Source organism: Maricaulis maris, assembly GCF_003634045.1.
In the GTDB taxonomy this organism is placed as follows: domain Bacteria; phylum Pseudomonadota; class Alphaproteobacteria; order Caulobacterales; family Maricaulaceae; genus Maricaulis; species Maricaulis maris.
Genome location: NZ_RBIM01000001.1, coordinates 251,319 through 267,684 on the forward strand (window position 1 = coordinate 251,319; position 16,366 = coordinate 267,684).

General features: G+C 64.3%; 18 protein-coding genes. 8 read left to right on the forward strand and 10 right to left on the reverse strand.

From position 1 onward, the window contains the following. Positions 1-79 precede the first annotated feature (79 nt). Positions 80-1,012, forward strand: coding sequence for a methionyl-tRNA formyltransferase (gene fmt, locus C7435_RS01250; RefSeq protein WP_121209721.1), 933 nt, complete (start codon positions 80-82; stop codon positions 1,010-1,012). Continuing rightward, positions 1,012-1,761 (forward strand): tRNA pseudouridine(38-40) synthase TruA, encoded by a 750-nt coding sequence (truA, locus tag C7435_RS01255; RefSeq protein ID WP_121209722.1) that lies wholly within the window; start codon positions 1,012-1,014, stop codon positions 1,759-1,761. Before fmt ends, truA begins: the two co-directional genes overlap by 1 nt. Here truA and C7435_RS01260 read toward each other — a convergent pair. Genes C7435_RS01260 through C7435_RS01270 form a run of 3 tightly spaced genes read right to left on the reverse strand, consistent with a single transcriptional unit; the run spans position 1,743 to position 4,073 of the window. Beyond that, complete coding sequence (locus C7435_RS01260; RefSeq protein WP_121209723.1) at positions 1,743-2,321, reverse strand: hypothetical protein; 579 nt, start codon at positions 2,319-2,321, stop codon at positions 1,743-1,745. The two genes, truA and C7435_RS01260, sit on opposite strands and share 19 nt — an antisense overlap. Then, a complete protein-coding gene (gene dapE, locus C7435_RS01265; RefSeq protein WP_121209724.1) occupies positions 2,318-3,493 on the reverse strand; it encodes a succinyl-diaminopimelate desuccinylase in 1,176 nt (391 codons plus the stop codon). Before dapE ends, C7435_RS01260 begins: the two co-directional genes overlap by 4 nt. Continuing rightward, entirely contained in the window at positions 3,480-4,073 is a 594-nt protein-coding gene (locus C7435_RS01270) for a hypothetical protein (protein ID WP_147422597.1), read from the reverse strand. The genes dapE and C7435_RS01270 overlap by 14 nt, the downstream gene beginning before the upstream one ends. Before the next feature lie 522 nt (positions 4,074-4,595). Here C7435_RS01270 and C7435_RS01280 point away from each other — a divergent pair. The 4 genes from C7435_RS01280 to C7435_RS01295 all read left to right on the forward strand — a co-directional run bounded on the left by C7435_RS01280 (position 4,596) and on the right by C7435_RS01295 (position 8,946). Beyond that, positions 4,596-5,063: a cupin domain-containing protein gene (locus tag C7435_RS01280; protein ID WP_121209991.1), complete on the forward strand. Its 468-nt coding sequence runs from the start codon at positions 4,596-4,598 to the stop codon at positions 5,061-5,063. 67 nt (positions 5,064-5,130) lie between these two features. Then, positions 5,131-5,574 (forward strand): hypothetical protein, encoded by a 444-nt coding sequence (locus C7435_RS01285; RefSeq protein ID WP_075188720.1) that lies wholly within the window; start codon positions 5,131-5,133, stop codon positions 5,572-5,574. Positions 5,575-5,698: 124 nt separating this feature from the next. Then, positions 5,699-7,966 (forward strand): TonB-dependent receptor, encoded by a 2,268-nt coding sequence (locus tag C7435_RS01290; protein ID WP_121209727.1) that lies wholly within the window; start codon positions 5,699-5,701, stop codon positions 7,964-7,966. Between the two features lie 5 nt (positions 7,967-7,971). After that, complete coding sequence (locus C7435_RS01295) at positions 7,972-8,946, forward strand: alpha/beta hydrolase (RefSeq protein ID WP_121209728.1); 975 nt, start codon at positions 7,972-7,974, stop codon at positions 8,944-8,946. 46 nt (positions 8,947-8,992) lie between these two features. Here the strand turns inward: C7435_RS01295 and C7435_RS01300 are convergent, their stop codons facing one another. Beyond that, positions 8,993-9,487, reverse strand: a complete 495-nt coding sequence (locus C7435_RS01300; RefSeq protein ID WP_170150302.1) for a GNAT family N-acetyltransferase — start codon at positions 9,485-9,487, stop codon at positions 8,993-8,995. Between the two features lie 36 nt (positions 9,488-9,523). Further along, positions 9,524-9,931 (reverse strand): aspartate decarboxylase, encoded by a 408-nt coding sequence (locus C7435_RS01305; protein WP_233128228.1) that lies wholly within the window; start codon positions 9,929-9,931, stop codon positions 9,524-9,526. Positions 9,932-10,019: 88 nt separating this feature from the next. On the opposite strand from C7435_RS01305, the gene C7435_RS01310 reads away from it, so the two are divergent. Further along, positions 10,020-11,222 carry an Sb-PDE family phosphodiesterase gene (locus C7435_RS01310; protein ID WP_075188723.1) on the forward strand — a complete coding sequence of 401 codons (1,203 nt, stop codon included), beginning with the start codon at positions 10,020-10,022 and terminating at the stop codon, positions 11,220-11,222. 58 nt (positions 11,223-11,280) lie between these two features. Further along, positions 11,281-12,501, forward strand: coding sequence for a TIGR03862 family flavoprotein (locus C7435_RS01315; RefSeq protein ID WP_121209730.1), 1,221 nt, complete (start codon positions 11,281-11,283; stop codon positions 12,499-12,501). Here the strand turns inward: C7435_RS01315 and dapD are convergent. Genes dapD through yihA form a run of 5 tightly spaced genes read right to left on the reverse strand, consistent with a single transcriptional unit; the run spans position 12,498 to position 16,337 of the window. Further along, the gene (gene dapD, locus C7435_RS01320) at positions 12,498-13,325 is read right to left on the reverse strand and encodes a 2,3,4,5-tetrahydropyridine-2,6-dicarboxylate N-succinyltransferase (protein WP_121209731.1); all 828 of its coding nucleotides are present in this window, start codon (positions 13,323-13,325) and stop codon (positions 12,498-12,500) included. The two genes, C7435_RS01315 and dapD, sit on opposite strands and share 4 nt — an antisense overlap. After that, on the reverse strand, positions 13,322-14,059 hold the full coding sequence (locus C7435_RS01325; RefSeq protein WP_121209732.1) for a ubiquinone/menaquinone biosynthesis methyltransferase: 738 nt from the start codon (positions 14,057-14,059) through the stop codon (positions 13,322-13,324). The genes dapD and C7435_RS01325 overlap by 4 nt, the downstream gene beginning before the upstream one ends. Then, complete coding sequence (locus C7435_RS01330; protein ID WP_121209733.1) at positions 14,056-14,757, reverse strand: pyrimidine 5'-nucleotidase; 702 nt, start codon at positions 14,755-14,757, stop codon at positions 14,056-14,058. The genes C7435_RS01325 and C7435_RS01330 overlap by 4 nt, the downstream gene beginning before the upstream one ends. Position 14,758: 1 nt before the next feature. Further along, positions 14,759-15,754, reverse strand: coding sequence for a DUF1036 domain-containing protein (locus tag C7435_RS01335; RefSeq protein ID WP_121209734.1), 996 nt, complete (start codon positions 15,752-15,754; stop codon positions 14,759-14,761). Positions 15,755-15,761: 7 nt separating this feature from the next. Next, positions 15,762-16,337 carry a ribosome biogenesis GTP-binding protein YihA/YsxC gene (gene yihA / locus C7435_RS01340; protein WP_233350646.1) on the reverse strand — a complete coding sequence of 192 codons (576 nt, stop codon included), beginning with the start codon at positions 16,335-16,337 and terminating at the stop codon, positions 15,762-15,764. Positions 16,338-16,366: the final 29 nt, after the last annotated feature.

Consider the following 16,366-nt stretch of genomic DNA (forward strand, 5'->3'; position numbering starts at 1 on the left):
GGTGAGGCGCGGGCTTGGTGTTTCAGCGCCAGGGGCGATATCAAATGCCAATCAGAAGCTTTGACGAACCGGCACGAATATGACCTTGCGCCTCGCCTTCATGGGAACACCCGATTTTGCTGCCCGCTCGCTGGCGGAGATCGCGGCTGCCGGCCATGAGGTCGCCCGCGTCTACACCCAGCCCCCGCGCCGACGCGGTCGCGGCCAGGCGGAACAGAAGACGCCGGTCCACCAGCTCGCGGAAGTCCTCGGCATACCGGTCTCGACGCCGGCGAGTTTTCGTGATCCGGCAGTGATCGAGGACTTCGCCAGCCTTGATCTCGATCTCGCGGCCGTGGTCGCCTATGGCCAGATCCTGCCACAGGCAGCGCTTGATGCGCCGCGACTGGGCTGCCTCAACCTGCACGCCTCTCTTTTGCCGCGCTGGCGGGGTGCGGCGCCGATCCAGCGTGCCATCATGGCCGGGGACGACCTCACCGGCGTGCAGCTGCAGCAAATGGAAGCGGGTCTCGATACCGGTCCCATCCTGTTGTCCGAAACCGTCCGGATCAGCCCGACCGATACCGCCGCCAGCCTGCACGACAAGCTGATGGATGCCGGCGCCCTGATGTGGCCGCGGGCCCTGGCGGCGTTGGAGCGCGGCTCCCTCGAAGCCGTGCCGCAGTCCGATGACGGCGTCACCTATGCCAGCAAGATCTCCTCGGCCGAGGCGCGGATTGACTGGACGCGGCCGGCCAGCGAGCTGGTCAGTCATGTTCGCGGTCTCTCGCCCTTTCCGGGCGCCTGGTTTGAGCTGCCGACCGAGAAGGGACCGGTCCGGGTCAAGGTCTTGATGGCAGGGCTTGCCGAGGCCGGGAATACAAGCCCGGGAACGGTGCTGGATGGACTCACCATTGCCTGTGGCGACGGCGCGCTGACGCTCACCCGCCTGCAACGCGAAGGCAAGGGCGCCATGGACGCGGCCACCTTCCTGAATGGCAATAATGTGCCGCCGGGCACGGTGCTGGGCTGATGCCGCGCTACAAGATCACGATCGAGTATGATGGCCGTCCCTTCGCCGGCTGGCAGCGCCAGGACAATGCGCCATCGGTGCAGGAAAGCCTGGAACGCGCCGCCGAAAAGCTCGATGGCGCGCCGGTGCTGGTTTACGGCGCTGGCCGCACTGACAGCGGCGTGCATGCGCTGGCCCAGGTCGCCCATCTCGACCTGACCAAGGATCTCTCCACCGACAAGGTCCGCGATGCCATCAATTACCATCTCAAACCGGACCCGGTGGCGGTGATCGAGGCGGTGCGCGTCGCCGACGACTTCCATGCCCGTTTTTCGGCGACACAGCGTCACTATCTCTACCGCATGATCGACCGCCGGGCGCCGCTCACCCTCGACAAGGGACAGGTCTGGCGGGTGACCCGAAAGCTCGACGCTGACGCCATGCATCATGCCGCCCAGGCACTGATCGGTCAGCATGATTTCACCACGTTCCGCGATGCCCAATGCCAAGCCGAGAGCCCGGTCAAGACGCTCGATGCGATCGCGGTGTCACGCTATGGCGAAGAAGTGCAGCTGACCTGTTCGGCCCGTTCCTTCCTGCACCGGCAGGTGCGATCAATGGTGGGTTCACTGGTCGAAGTCGGCGTTGGCAAATGGTCGGCGCGGGACTTCAAGCGTGCCCTCGACGCTGCCGATCGCAGCCGGTGCGGCCCTGTCGCGCCCGCCGACGGCCTTTATCTGACGGCGGTGGACTACCCGGCCGGTGCCTGACCGGTCGCCAGTGCCTGGCTGATTGCGACCAGCACCAGGAATGAGGTCATTGCCGGGATGGTTGCCGTCAGCGCCGCCGTGATCGTCGGCAGGCCCAACGTCACATAGGCGATGCGCCAGTGCACGAGAATGCGCAGATAGCCGTACAGGAAGAACAGGAAGTCGCGGAACTGGGCGTTGATCAGGCCGATCACTTCCAGCGACAGGATGGCGGCGATCACGCCATAAAGCCAGACCACGCCCCAATTGTGGACGACGACCCAGTGCAGATAGCGTTTTCGGGCACCGGCAATCGCCACTGCGAGCGCGGCGGTCAGCGGAAAGCTCAACCAGGTCCCGAAGAAAATCAGGAAATAGGTCTGTGCGCTGACTGTCGTGCCCAGATGCTGTCGCTCGATATGGGCCAGTGCCGCAAGCGGCAACGCAAACAGGATGGCGCCAAAGGAGCGCCAGAAGCCGCGCAGCGAGACGTCGAACATTGCTTCGCCGCCCGGCCGGAAGGTCAGCAGACGCAAGGCGCCGACCATGCCGCGCCAGCCTTCCATCACGAGGCCGATCATGCGGGACGGTCCTGGAAATAGCGGGTCAGGATGCGGGTGTAGATCGCGGTCAGGCTCTCGATATCGCTGATCGCCACATGTTCGTCGACCTGATGCATGGTGGCGCCGACCAGGCCGAACTCGGCCACCGGGGCATAGAGCTGGATGAAGCGGGCATCGCTGGTCCCGCCGCCCGTGGTGAGGGCCGGGCGGCGACCGGTTTCTGCCTCGACACAATCCTGCAACAAGGTTGTGAAGGCACCGGCCGGGGTCAGGAAAGCCTCGCCGGTGACGTGGATGTCGGCTTCGACCCGCCCGTCGAACTCAAGGTCGCTCTTGGCGACCTCGTCGCGGATCCACTGGCTCAAAGCATCACCGGTATGGGCGATGTTGAAGCGGATATTGAGCCGCGCCGTGGCGGTTGCCGGAATGACATTGGTGGTTGGATTGTCGACATCGACGGATGTGACTTCGAGATTGGATGGCTGGAAGGGCGAAACCCCGTCATCCAGCTTGCGCGCCAGCAGGCGGCCAAGCAGCGTGAGCAGCGGCGGGATCGGGTTTTCGGCCCGTTCGGGATAGGCGACATGGCCCTGCCGACCGGTCACGGTCAGCGTGCAGTTCAGCGAGCCGCGCCGACCCGACTTGATGGTGTCGCCAAGCTGGTTGGGATTGGTCGGCTCACCGACCAGGCAATGATCGAATTGCTCGCCCTCATCGGCCAGCGCCTTGAGGACAGCCTTGGTGCCGTCGATGGCCGGACCTTCCTCATCGCCGGTGATCAGGAAGGCGATCGATCCGTCCGGCTCGCCGGCGGCGTCCAGGAAGCGCTGAACCGAGGCGACCATGGCCGCAATGGCGCCCTTCATGTCGGCCGCGCCACGCCCCCACAGCAAGCCGTCATCGGCTTCGCCTCCGAAGGGCGGTCGCTGCCAGTCCGCGTCGGCGCCGGGCGGGACGACATCGGTATGGCCGGCAAACAGGAAGCAGGGCGACGCCGTGCCGCGCCGGGCATAAAGATTATCGACCTCGCCGAACGGGTAGCGGCGGCACGCAAAGCCTAGCTGCTCAAGTGCCGCTTCCAGCACGCCCAGCGCCCCGGCATCGGCCGGCGTCACCGACGGGCGCCGGATCAGGGCTTGGGCGAGCGGCAGGGGGTTGGCGAGATCATTTGCAGTATCAAAGGTCAACAACCAGATCCTTGCCGAATTCGAGGCCGACAACGCGGCAGGCGATCTTGAGCCTCGACAGTTTTTGCTGTTTCGAGAGGTTCACATCGACATACCAGTCGTCGATCAGCTTTTCAGCCATATTCACCAGCGATGGGGACTTGGGATAAAGGGCCTGCGGCGACCGTGCGACAATTCGGCGGCGTCTCGAGGCTGTGTCAGCGAGCCGGTGAAGTGTACCAGGATATTGTTTTTCCAGCCAGATCAAAGCCAATCGGTAGGCGGCCTTTTGGCTTTCCGCGAACTGGGCATAGATGTTCAATCGAACCAGATAATCACCGGTCTTCCGGTCGCTGACGCCCGCCATGTCCTGCCAGCCCCCTGGTGGCGGGCGCGACTCTTCCTGGCGATGCGGGTGCGGTGTGGTCGGACGGGCTGAGGGCTTTATGTCCCCGCCGACGGCGCGCCTGTCGCTTGCGGCTGCCAGGACACGTTTGAGAATGTCCAGTTGCGTCTCGTCCAACGAAGCCCGTTGCGATTCCAGCGCCTGATGCGCGTCCAGATCGAGCTGCAGCAAGCCTGCTTGCGTCAAATTCGTAGTCATAACGCTGCCTCCATATTGTCCTTATAAGGCATGTTGAGACAAAGGCGCGTTATATTTCCTTACAAGGGAGCGTAGGCATTGACCTGGCATCCGCTGGGCCGATGGCAGCCGGTGGCCGGGCGGCAAGGAGGCAAGGAGGCAAGGAGGCGAGGAGGCGAGGAGGCGAGGAGGCGAGGAGGCGAGGAGGCGAGGCGGCGAGGCGGCGAGGCGGCGAGGAGGCGAGGAGGTCGCGTTCAAGGTGCAGAGGCCGAGGCCGTGGGGCGGGGGCAGGGTAGGGCCGCCGGTGCCACTGCGAAAGTTTGCCGTAGCGATCAGCGGTCGTATTGGTCGTAACGGGTTATACAGGGCGGCGGGTTTGCGTTGTCCGCGAGATCATGTGGTCGCCATGGTGCTGGTGCTGGTGCTGGTGCTGGTGCTGGTGCTGGTGCTGGTGCCGGCGTGGGGCGTCACCGATATTCGGTGCCGGACAGGCGCGCAGGCGGCGCCAAACTGCGGCTGCCAGGCAAGACCAAGGAGGCAACCATGCCCAAATTTGCCGTGAGTGACATTCAGGAAAGCTCGGGTACCGGATATCCGCCGGAATTCGCTGGCGTGGTCGACGGGCGCCTGGTGCGCCGATTGACCGGGCCGGCAGGGCTCAGCCAATTCGGGGTCAATCTCGTTCGGCTCAAACCGGGTGCTTGGTCGGCGCAGCGCCATTGGCATACGCATGAAGATGAATTCGTCTGGCTTGTGGAGGGCGAGGCCGTGCTGGTTACTGGTGTCGGCGAAACCCCGATACGGGCGGGCGAATGCGCTGGCTTTCCTGGCGGCGTGGCGGACGGGCATTGTCTCATCAACAAGTCGGAGGCCGATTGTGTCTTCCTGGTCGTCGGTTCCCGCTTGGATGAAGACGGGGCGCACTATCCCGACATTGACCTGGAAGCGAAGCCTGGTCGCTATTCCGGGCCGGGTCTGTTCACACGCAAGGATGGCTCGCCGGTTGGCTAGGGCGTGTGGCCCGGGCGCCGATCGCTTGCCCCGAGCGCCACAAGCGCGGTAATGCAGGGGTTTGGGAATGAGTGCCGGAACCGGTATGCGCAAGGATGACCGCAATACGATGAATGTCGACGCGCTGGCCGACTGGTCGGAATTCCTGGAAGACTATGCACGCGACTGGGATCGCGCCTTTGACGGGCAACCGCATTATTTCACGCAGGAATTCTGGTATCTTTTCGTCGCTTGCCTGCGCTCGCACTGGCGCGGCACGCCGATCACCGTATCGGCCGCTTGCCAGGCCATGAAGACCGGATCCAACCGGACCCGGGAAGAGCGGATCAATCGGGCCGTCAGTGACGGTTTTCTCACAAAGGCGAAGACCGGCGAGGACCGGCGCACAACCGTGCTGGTCCCGTCCGAGCGCCTCGAGGCCCTGTTGCGCGGGCACCTCGAACGCACCCTGGCGGCGGGCCGGGCGCATTTCGGTCTCGGTCCGGAAACAGTAGATGACAGCGAAGAATAGACGCAGATTTTGCGGGTATTCTTTCCGCTATTTCTCCGGTTGAGCGCAGTCTCCAGCCGGGCGCACACTTCTCCCAACATGAGATCAAGCCGGAATAACCGGTCGATCATGGGGAGGAATACCAATGAAAATGTGTCTGTTCCGGACATCTTCGACAATCGCCGTGTGTATCGCTCTGGCCGGGTCCATCAGTCTCGCCACCGCCAGTTCTGCGCAGGCCCAAGGCGGCGACGGGACCGCTGCCCGCACCAGCAATGACGTGATCGTCGTGACGTCTCGGCGCCGCGAGGAATCCCTGCAGGATGTGCCATTGTCGGTCTCGGCCTTCGGCGAGGCGCAGCTGGAAGACCTCCAGGCGAGCGACATCTCTGCCCTGCAGAACGCCGTGCCCAACCTGACCATGCATACCGGCGACGCCGAAAACGCGGTCATCTATATCCGCGGCGTCGGCCAGGTCGACTCACTCGCTTTCGCCGAGCCGGGTGTCGGTGTCTATCTGGATGATGTCTATCTGGCGCGCACCCAGGGCGCGATCCTCGACGTGTTCGACGTTGAACGGGTGGAAGTGCTGCGCGGGCCGCAAGGCACGCTGTACGGCCGCAACACGATCGGTGGCGCCGTGCGCTTCATCTCGACCCGGCCGGGCTCGGACCCGGGCGCGCGGCTCGAACTGGGAGCCGGCAATCACGGCCAGCTCTTCGCCCGGGCACGCATGTCCGGGGATCTGGTTGATGACAGGCTGGCCGGCAAGGCGGCGCTCTTCTATTCCGCTCGTGATGGCTATTCCACCAATGAGGTCGATGGGTCCGATGATGGCGATGTGAACCGTATCGCGGGTCGTCTCGGCTTCCTGTTCATGCCGACTGATGATGTCGAACTCGAGCTGACGGTGGAAGGGGCAAGCGACAGCCCGGACACTTCACGCACGCCGGCGCGGATGACGGATGTCGCGGGCATTGATCCGGCGACCGGTACGGTCAGCATCTTCGCCGCCCAGGACGATCCCTACGCCATCCGCGCCAGCTATAATGACCTCGACGACCTGTCGAGCTGGGGCGTGACAGCGCGGGCCCAATGGCAGGTGTCGGACGCGCTGAGCCTGACCTCGATTACCGGGCAGCGGACACTGGACTACGACTCCAATCTCGATCTGGACGGCACTGAGTTGGAGATTTTCGAGATCTTTGTTCGTGAGGAAGCCGAGCAGTTCAGCCAGGAGTTTCGCGCCGAATATGATGCTGGCGGTGCCTTGCAACTGACCGGCGGTGTCTATTATTTCGATGATCAGGACACCACGTTTAACGGGCTGGCTGGCAGTGCCATTGCCCTGCCGCTGGGCGGTGGAGCCTATCTGCCCTATCCCCTGCAGACGGCCTCCATCAATGACCAGAACACAGAAGCCTGGGCGGCCTATTTTGACGCCAGCTATGCCCTGTCCGACCGGCTCCGCCTGAGCGGTGGCCTGCGTTATACGTCCGAGGACAAGTCCTTCACGCGGCTGCAGGAAGTCTATGCACCGGGCACGTCCAACCCGCCGCCCTTCCAGACCGGGGCCGGGATTGTGGCGACGGATATCGACACGTCTGAAACCTTTGACGCCCTGACCCCGCGCATCGGGCTGGACTATCGGGTCAATGATGCCGTCATGCTCTACGGGCTGGCCTCGCGCGGCTTCAAGAGCGGCGGCTTTGATGGTCGCTCCAACACGCCTTTCGATGCCAACCCTTATGATCCCGAATTTGTCTGGTCCTATGAGGCCGGCATCAAATCGACGCTGATGGACGGTGAGCTGGTCCTCAATGCGGCGGTCTTCCGGAATGATTACACCGACCTGCAATTGTCCAGCTTCACCGCCAATCCGGGGACGGGTGCCTTTGAGGCCCAGTTTACCAATGCCGGCGAGGCGGTCATCCAGGGCGTTGAGGCGGAAGCCATGTGGCGCCCTGCCGACGGACTCACCCTGACCGGACATGTCGGCTATATGGACGCCTTCTACGAGGAATATATCGGCGCCGGCGGGGTCAATATCGCTGACGACCGGGAACTGGTAAACACGCCGGAACTGAGTGGCGGCATTGCCTTCACCTATGAGTGGCCGGTGAGCGATAATCTCTATGCCACCGTCCATGCCGATGCGTCCTGGCGGTCGAAGACCTATACCACCGTCTCCAGTGCCGAGAGTCTGGCGCAGGATGGCTATGCCCTGGTCAATGCTTTCGCCTCGATCGCTGCGGCGGACGAAAGGTGGGAGATCCGGGCGGGTGTCCGCAACCTGTTTGATGAAGCCTATATCAACCAGGCCTTCGACCTGATCGAATTCCCCGGCTACCAGCTCGCCTACTATGGTGCGCCGCGGACCTTCGACATCCGCCTTGTCCTGCGGACGCAATAAGGCGCATGTGGTTCCGACCCTATACCACCCGGCCCGTACCGCTGGCGCGGGCTCGGCCGCGCCCCCTCTCGAAGGGGGCGCAAGCCTTCCTCGATGCCACCCCGCCGGACGCGCCACCCATCCGTGATCTGCCGCTGGACGAGGCGCGGGCCGCGATTTCAGGGCTGATGACGGAAGTCGACCAGCCCGGCCCGCGCATGAAGTCGGTTGAACCGGCGACCGGGCCCGTTGTCGAGGGGCAGGTCGCAGACCTCAGGGTCTATGAACCGCGGGGCCGGGCGCGCGGTGTGCTGGTCTTCTTTCACGGTGGTGGCTGTGTATTGGGCAATCTGGATGCCTATGACGGCTTCGCGCGCCGCCTGGCGGTGGCGACGCGGCATGTGGTGGCCAGTGTCGGCTATCCCCTGTCGCCGGAAAACAAATACCCGACCGCGATCCATGCAGGTCTCTCGGCCCTGGCCTGGGCCGGGAACGAGCTGGCCCGGCGCGGCCTGTCATCGCTCGCCCTCGCCGGCGACAGTGCGGGCGGAACGATGGCGGCAGCGCTTGCCCTGCGCGCCCGGGACATACCGCAGGTCACGCTCAGCCATTTGGCGCTGTTCTACCCGGTCATGCTGGTTCCCGATCTGCCCGAGCACGGCTCGCGCCAGACCCTCGGTGACGGGCGCTATTTCCTGGCCCGCGAGGATGTCGCCTGGTCGGCGGGCAATTATCTCGACGATCCGGAACTGGCTCGATTGCCGGATGTGTCACCTTTGCTGGCCGACGGGTTTGCCGGGCTGCCGCCGGTCACCGTGATCACAGCCGGCTATGACCCGCTGCGGGATGAAGGTGCCGATTTCGTGTGCCGGGTTCGTCGGGCGGGCGGCAGGGCCGGCCTTTATTGTTTCGAGAACACGCTGCACGGCTTCATGGGATTGAGCCACGCCATGCCGGAATCCGCGCAGGCGTTCAAACTCCTGCGTCGCCGCTTTTCCTGAGTCCCCTCTATGTGGTTCGTCCGGAGGTTTCGGGCGGACCACTTTTTTAGTCAGCCCGTTGCCGGGGGGGCAGCGATTTTTCCATGGCGAAGCGGGCCAGCGACTGGTCGCCGATGGTGACGGTTTCCTGTGCTGTGACCGCAAAACCCATGGCCGCAAAGGCCGGTCGTGCCTGCAGGCTGGCATGGACGCGCAGGGCAGGTATACCGGTTTCGCGAGCGTGGTCTTCCAGTGCCTGATAGAGACGGCGGAACAGGCCGCATCCCTGCCAGTCTGGATGGATAAAGGCGAAATCGACACAGTCCGGCGGTGCCAGTGTCATGAAGCCGACGGGATGGTCATCCTGTTCGGCCAGGATGATGGTCTGACCGGACAGGCGGGCATCCCAGTCCGGGCCGGACCGCGGCGCGGCAATCCAGGCTTGGCGCTGGGCCGCACGGTACGGGCTGCCGGGGCCATGCACGGCGGCATGCATGAGCAAGCCGAGCGCGTCATGATCGGCAGCGTTGCCGCGACGCAGGACCGGTTTCATCGCCGTCATACCCATTGCATTGATCAAAGGCGCAGGAGCTGCCGCTCAGTGCGAACGTCCGTGGGTCTCGCGGAAGCGCTCCATCGAGACGGAGATCTTGAAGGTCTCGCGGTATTTCGGCGAGCCCACCGGACGCGGCGGCTTCTGCGAGGTCAGGGCGAGAATACGCTCGAGCGTGTCATGGGCCGCGCCGGACTGACCGGCCCCGATATAGGCGTGCAGCTCCACCAGCGCGTCGGACAGCGGGTCGCCGCCGCGGATGATGAAATAGGGCTCTTCGGAGCCCATGCGGTGCAATACGTCGAATTCCGACGGGTTGTCGGCCGAGCCGTATGGCGCCGCCGGATTTTTGGCCACCGGCTTTTCCCTGGTGATGTCGTCAGTCATGGCGCGCCCCTTGTGAGTGATTTCCACCATGTGACCAGATTCGACACCAAAGCGGTAGCGGCGCATCAGCACAGCTCCCGTCGTCGCGTCCCTGTCACCGGATGGTCGTGTGCATGTCATGGGGGCGGGGTAGAGCCGATGCAGGGGGGGCTTCATGTTGTCATATCTGTATCGTGTTTGCGCGTTGATCATCCTATTCGGCCTGGCGGGACCTTCCGCTTCCGGCCAGCAGGCGACGTCTCAACCCGCTCATGCCCATGACCATCCGCATGCCGAGGTCCGGCCGTCCCGGTCGCTGCAATTCCCTGACTTTCCGGATGGCCGTGCCCTGTTGGTGGTGGACCTGCATACGCACAGCGTGTTTTCCGACGGGCATGTCTGGCCGACCGTGCGGGTCTGGGAGTCGTCGCGTGACCAGCTTGATGCCATGGCGGTGACCGAGCACCTGGAATACCAGCCGCACCGTGACGACATCCCCCATCCCGATCGCAACCGGTCTTTCGAGCTGGCCGAGCTGGCTGCGGCCAATGCCGGCGAGAGTGCGCCCCTGGTTATTCCGGGTGTGGAGATCACGCGGCAACTGCCCCCCGGTCACGTCAATGCTGTCTTCGTCCAGGATGCCAATCCGATCCTGACGATCGAACGCCGCGCAGATGATAATCTGGCCAATGCCCGGCTCGCCCTTGAAGAAGCACAGCGCCAGGGCGCTTTCACCTTCTGGAACCATCCGGCCTGGGGCCACGATGCGCCTGCCGGGATCATGCAGGTGCCGGCCGAGCAGCAGGCGCTGGTCAGCGAAGGTCTGATCCAGGGCATTGAAGTGGCCAATGGCGGCGAGTTCAGCGAGGAAGCACTTCAGTTTGCCCTCGACAATGACCTGGCCATTCTCGGCACGTCCGACATTCACGGCCTGATCGACTATGATTATGACATCATTGCTGGGGAGCACCGCACGGCGTCGCTGGTGATCGCGTCCGAGCGCTCCCTGCAGGGAATTCGTGACGGGCTGGAAGCCCGGCAAACGGTGGCCCTGTTCAAGAACCAGTTCATCGGCCGGGAAGACGTGATGCAGACCGTGCTCGGGGCCGTGCTCAGCCTTGAGGTGGCCGACTATCAGCGCAATTCAACCGTATTGCGGGTCAATGTCCGCAATGACGGGCCGCTGCCCGTGGTGTTGCAGAATGTCGGTCCGCGCAACTTTGCCAATGCGGCCAGCGTGGTGACCATTCCCGCCCATGGCAGCTTGCGTATCAGTATCACCGATACGCCGGATCCGGCGGCGGTCTACATCCAGGCCCGTGTGCTCAATGCCTATACCGCACCGCGCGAGAATCCGGTCATCGTCCTGCGACCCTAGACCGGCGATGGTGGGGCTTCGCCTCGCCTTTTGATCGTGCAACCGCTATGGCGGCTGTATGTCATCCCTCGCATCCAGACACATCGCCATCATCGGTGCCGGCCCGGCCGGCCTGATCGCCGCTGAACATCTCGCCCTGATCGGCCATCGCGTCGACGTGCATGAACGCATGCCGACGCCGGGACGCAAATTCCTGATGGCGGGACGCGGCGGGCTCAACCTCACCCACTCCGAACCGCTGCCGGCCTTTCTGGGGCGTTATCGTGAGGCGGCGGACTGGCTGGGCCCGGCAGTCATGCAGCACGACCCGGGTGCCGTGCGGGCCTGGTGTGACGGGCTGGGGCAGGCCAGTTTCGTCGGCTCGTCGGGCCGTGTCTTCCCCGAAGCCATGAAGGCCTCGCCCCTGCTGCGGGCCTGGCGGATGCGTCTTGAAGAAATGGGCGTGAGTCTGCATCTGCGCCAGCAATGGGTCGGCTGGAGCGATGACGGCGCGTTGATGTTCGAGACGCCGGACGGGCGCGTCACCACGCGTCCGGACGCGGTATTGCTGGCCCTTGGCGGTGCAAGCTGGCCGCGTCTCGGATCCGACGGTGGATGGGCGGATCTGTTGTCCGCGCGCGGCGTTGAGCTGGTTCCATTCTCCGCCTCCAATTGCGGCGTCGAGACCCGTTGGAGCGCGATCACACAGGACCGCTTCGCGGGAGCGCCGCTGAAGACCATCGCCCTGTCACTCGGCGAGGAACGTGTCGCGGGCGAGGCGATGATCGCGCGCTATGGCCTGGAAGGCGGGGCCGTTTATGCGCTGGCCGGGCCAATCCGCGACGCGCTGGCGACAGGGCAGCCGGTTACGCTGCATCTCGATCTCAAGCCCCATCGCGATCTGGCCGACATGACCGCCTGGCTGGGCCGGGCCAAAAAGGGTCAGTCGCTGACCAATACCTTGCGCAAGGCCGGGCTGACGCCGCAGGCGATTTCCGTCCTGCGGGACGCCGTCCCGGACCTGCCGCGTGATCCGGGCAGCCTGGCCAGGTTGATCAAGGCCGTGCCCCTGACCGTCAACGGCCAGCGCGGTCTGGAGCGGGCGATCTCCTCGGCAGGCGGGATTGCACGTGACGCGGTCGACGCGCGCTTCATGCTGAGCGACCTGCCGGGTGTGTTCGCGGCCGGTGAAATGCTGGATTGGGATGCGCCGACCGGCGGTTACCTGCTGCAGGCCTGTTTTGCCACCGGCATGGCAGCAGCCCGCGGTATCGAGGCCTGGCTGGCCGAGGCCGACTAGCGCAGAAGGTCGTTGATCGAAGTCTTGGCCCGGGTCTGGGCGTCGACGCGTTTGACGATGACCGCGCAATAAAGGCTCGGACCGCCCTTCGGGTCGGGCAGGGCGCCGGGCACGACCACCGACCAGGGCGGCACTTCGCCATAGCTGATCTCGCCTGTGGTGCGATCAACGATCTTGGTCGAGCGCGTGATGTAGACGCCCATCGCCAGCACCGACCCCTCGCGCACGATCACGCCCTCGACGACTTCCGAACGGGCGCCGATGAAGCAATTGTCCTCGATGATGACCGGGTCGGCCTGCAGCGGCTCCAGCACGCCGCCGATGCCGGTGCCAGCCGATATATGGCAATGTGCACCGACCTGCGCGCACGAGCCGACACTGGCCCAGGTGTCGATCATCGTGCCTTCGCCGACATACGCGCCCAGATTGACGTAGGAGGGCATCAGCACCGCGCCCGGAGCGATGTAGGCACCGCGGCGCACGGCACAAGGCGGAACGGCGCGAAAGCCGGCGGCCTTGAACTCGGGCTCGCCCCAGCCATCAAACTTGGACGGCACCTTGTCCCACCATTTGGCACCGGCAATGCCGCCGTCGATCAGATCCATCGGGTTGAGCCGGAAGCCCAGCAGCACCGCCTTCTTCAGCCATTGATGCACGACCCAATTGCCGTCATCCCCGCGCGACGCAACCCGCGCCTTGCCACTGTCGAGCAGGTTGATCGCGGTCTCCACGGCATCACGGATTTCACCGGTCGTGTCGGTCGAGACGCTGTCACGATTGTCCCAAGCGTTGTCGATGGTGGTGATGAGGGTGGTATCGGTCATGGGGCTGTACTCTTGGTGTCGGGTTTGCGGGCTTCGTGCAGGGCCACGATGCCGCCGGTGTAATTGGTATGATGCACGTCTTCAAACCCTGCCCGTGCAATTTCTTCGGAGAAACTGACGGGATCGGGAAATGTGTGGATGCCCTTGAGCAGGTAGTCATAGGCCGAGCGGTCGCCGCCGGTCGCAATGCCGGAAATGAGTGGCAGGCAGATATCCATATAGGTCAAATAGGCCCAGTGGATGACCGGCACGGGGATACGGGCGGCCTCGAGGTTCAAAAGATGGCCACCCGGCTTGAGAACCCTAAGCGCGGAGGCCAGGACGCGTTCTCGGTCGCAGATCTTCATGCCGAAGGAGATACTGACCAGATCGACGGAATTATCGTCGATGCCGTCGAGCGTGTGGGCATCGAGGCGAAATATCGCGATATGGTCCTGTCCGGCTAGCCGCTCGCTGGCGAGGCTGAGCATCTTGGGGCTGAGATCGGTGACGATCAGGCGGCGAGGCGCGCCGCTGCGTCCCACCAGCCGGGTCGGAATGTCGCCGGGGCCGGAGGCCAGGTCGAGGGCTGTGTCGACATTCAGGGCGGCGATGCGGCGCGCCATGCCAGCCTTCCAGAGACGGTGAATGCCAAAGCTGAATATGTCGCAGAGCAGATCATACTTGTCGGCAATGCGGGCAAACACATCGTCATCACCAGGATCAAACGCGGCAGCATTGGCTTGGTCCGTCACGTGGCGTCATCGTCCGGTGTCGCGGCGGTCCGTACGGTGCCGAGGAAGGTGGGCAGGCAGTCCACGGCGTGGTGGACATGATCGGGATGTTCGTCGGGCGCGGCGCTTTCATCGTCGCGGGGCCCATGTTTGGCGCGGACGAGAACGGTTGTGAAGCCCATGTCGAAGGCGGTTTTCAGATTGCGGACACTGTCCTCGAAGAAGACCGACTCGGGAACCGGCAATGCGAATTTGCTGACGAAACTGTCGAAGCCGGCCTGATGCGGCTTGGGCTGGAAGCCGGACGCCTCGACATCGAAGATATCGTCGAACAGGTGGGTCAGCCCCATATGGCCGAGAATATTCTCGGCATGGCGAAGTGAGCCATTGGTGTAGACGAGGCGCTTGCCGGGCAGGGCGCGGATCCGCGCTTCCAGCTCGGGATGCGGTATGATCACGGTCGGATCGACATCATGGACGAAGTCGAGGAAGTGGCGCAGGTCGACCGTGTGGTTGGCCATCAACCCGTTGAGTGTGGTGCCGTAGTCGCGCCAGTAGGATTTCTGCACGCCGCGCGCCTCGTCCTCGGGCAGGTCCAGCAGGCGCGCGACATACTGCGTCATGCGCTGATCGACCTGGGTCATGATCGGCGCGTCGGACGGGTAGAGCGTATTGTCGAGGTCAAAGACCCAGTGGGTGATATGTCTCAGATCGGCCATGTCAGGGTCTCCGGAAGTCGCCCTCACCGAGCGTGATGCGGGCACCGCCCTCGCTGGGCTGGGTGATGCGGCGGAAATCGGCGGCGGTGTAGCCACGGTCGGCACAGTCACGGCGCCCCTCGGCGACAAAGCGGGCCGGTGCGATGCAAAAGCCCTCATCGCCCTCGGTCAGGCCGCGTCGCCCGGCGGTATTGATGCGCTCGGCATAGTAAAAAGTGTTGGCCGTCTCCAGCCGGGTGGCCAGAACACGCGCGCACTCACCGGCATGGATACGCCACCAGCCGCGGGACTGCCAGATCGTGCCAACCTGGTGTCCGATTGCGACAGCAATGTCGCCGTCGGCCTCATTGCACACGCTCAGGCCACTGGCGGCGTTGCGGCCCAGGGCGCGAGCCTCCAGCGCGTCAATCAGCGCATCATCGGAGGGGCGGCTGGCAAGACCGGCATCGCTGAGAAAACTGCTGATCGAGCGGGCGGTCGAGCGACCGCTCAACCCATCGACCGCCGTGATCGGATAGCCGGCCGATTGCAGCAGGCGCTGGATGCCGGCGACGCTGGCACGGATGCCGAAATCGATCGGTTCGACCAGCACGGTGCGCTCGCGGTCATCGCCTTCCCGGATAAAAAAGTCGCGTGAGGCCAGGCCGAGCGAGGCGCAGCGCGTGTTGGCCACGACTTCGAAATCCGCCTCATCGACACACAGCGGCACGGTGCCGCGCCATTCGCGCACACCGCCGAGATAGGCGATGGAGGATTTGGCGTAGAAGAAGATCGGTTGGTCGCCATCGAGATCGACATCACTGGCGACAGTGGTGCAATCGCCCGGACGCAATCGGGTCCAGCCCTCGATCGCGACGCCCCCATCGACCGGCCATGCCGTCGCGGCTTCGACGATATAGCTGGTTTCATTGCACAGTTCGGCCGCATCGGCGCGTTCTGTCGTCGCAAGGGTCAGGGCGGGCAGGGCGAACAGCGCCGGGATCAGGAAACGCAACATGCCCCTGTCATCCCATGTCGGGCAGCAAGGCGACAATCTCGGCCCGCAGCTGGTCGACGCCGTCCTGCTTGGCGCTGGATGTGGCGACGACGCGTGGGAAGGCGGCCGGGCGTTTGGCGATCTTCTCGCCGGTCTCGCCGATCAGTCGGGCGACAGCCGGCGGTTTGATCTTGTCGGTCTTGGTCAGCACGACCTGATAGCTCACCGCGGCCTCGTCGAACACGTCCATGATCTTCAGGTCGACATCCTTGAGGCCGTGACGGCTGTCGATCAACAGGTAGACGCGTTTGAGATTGACCCGGCCGCGCAGGAAGGCGCGTGTCAGGCGGGTCCATTTCTCGACCACCGGCTTGGGCGCCTTGGCATAGCCATAACCGGGCAGGTCAACGATGCGCAGGTCGCCGCCTTCGACATTGAAGAAGTTCAGCTCGCGCGTCCGCCCAGGCTCGCCCGAGGCGCGCGCGAGGCCCTTCTGGTTGGTCAGGGCATTGATCAGCGAGGATTTGCCGACATTCGAGCGACCGGCAAAGGCAATCTCGATTCGGTCCGGTTCGGGCAGATGATCCAGCGCAACTGCACCCATCAGGAAGGTGCAGGGGCGCGAGAAGAAAC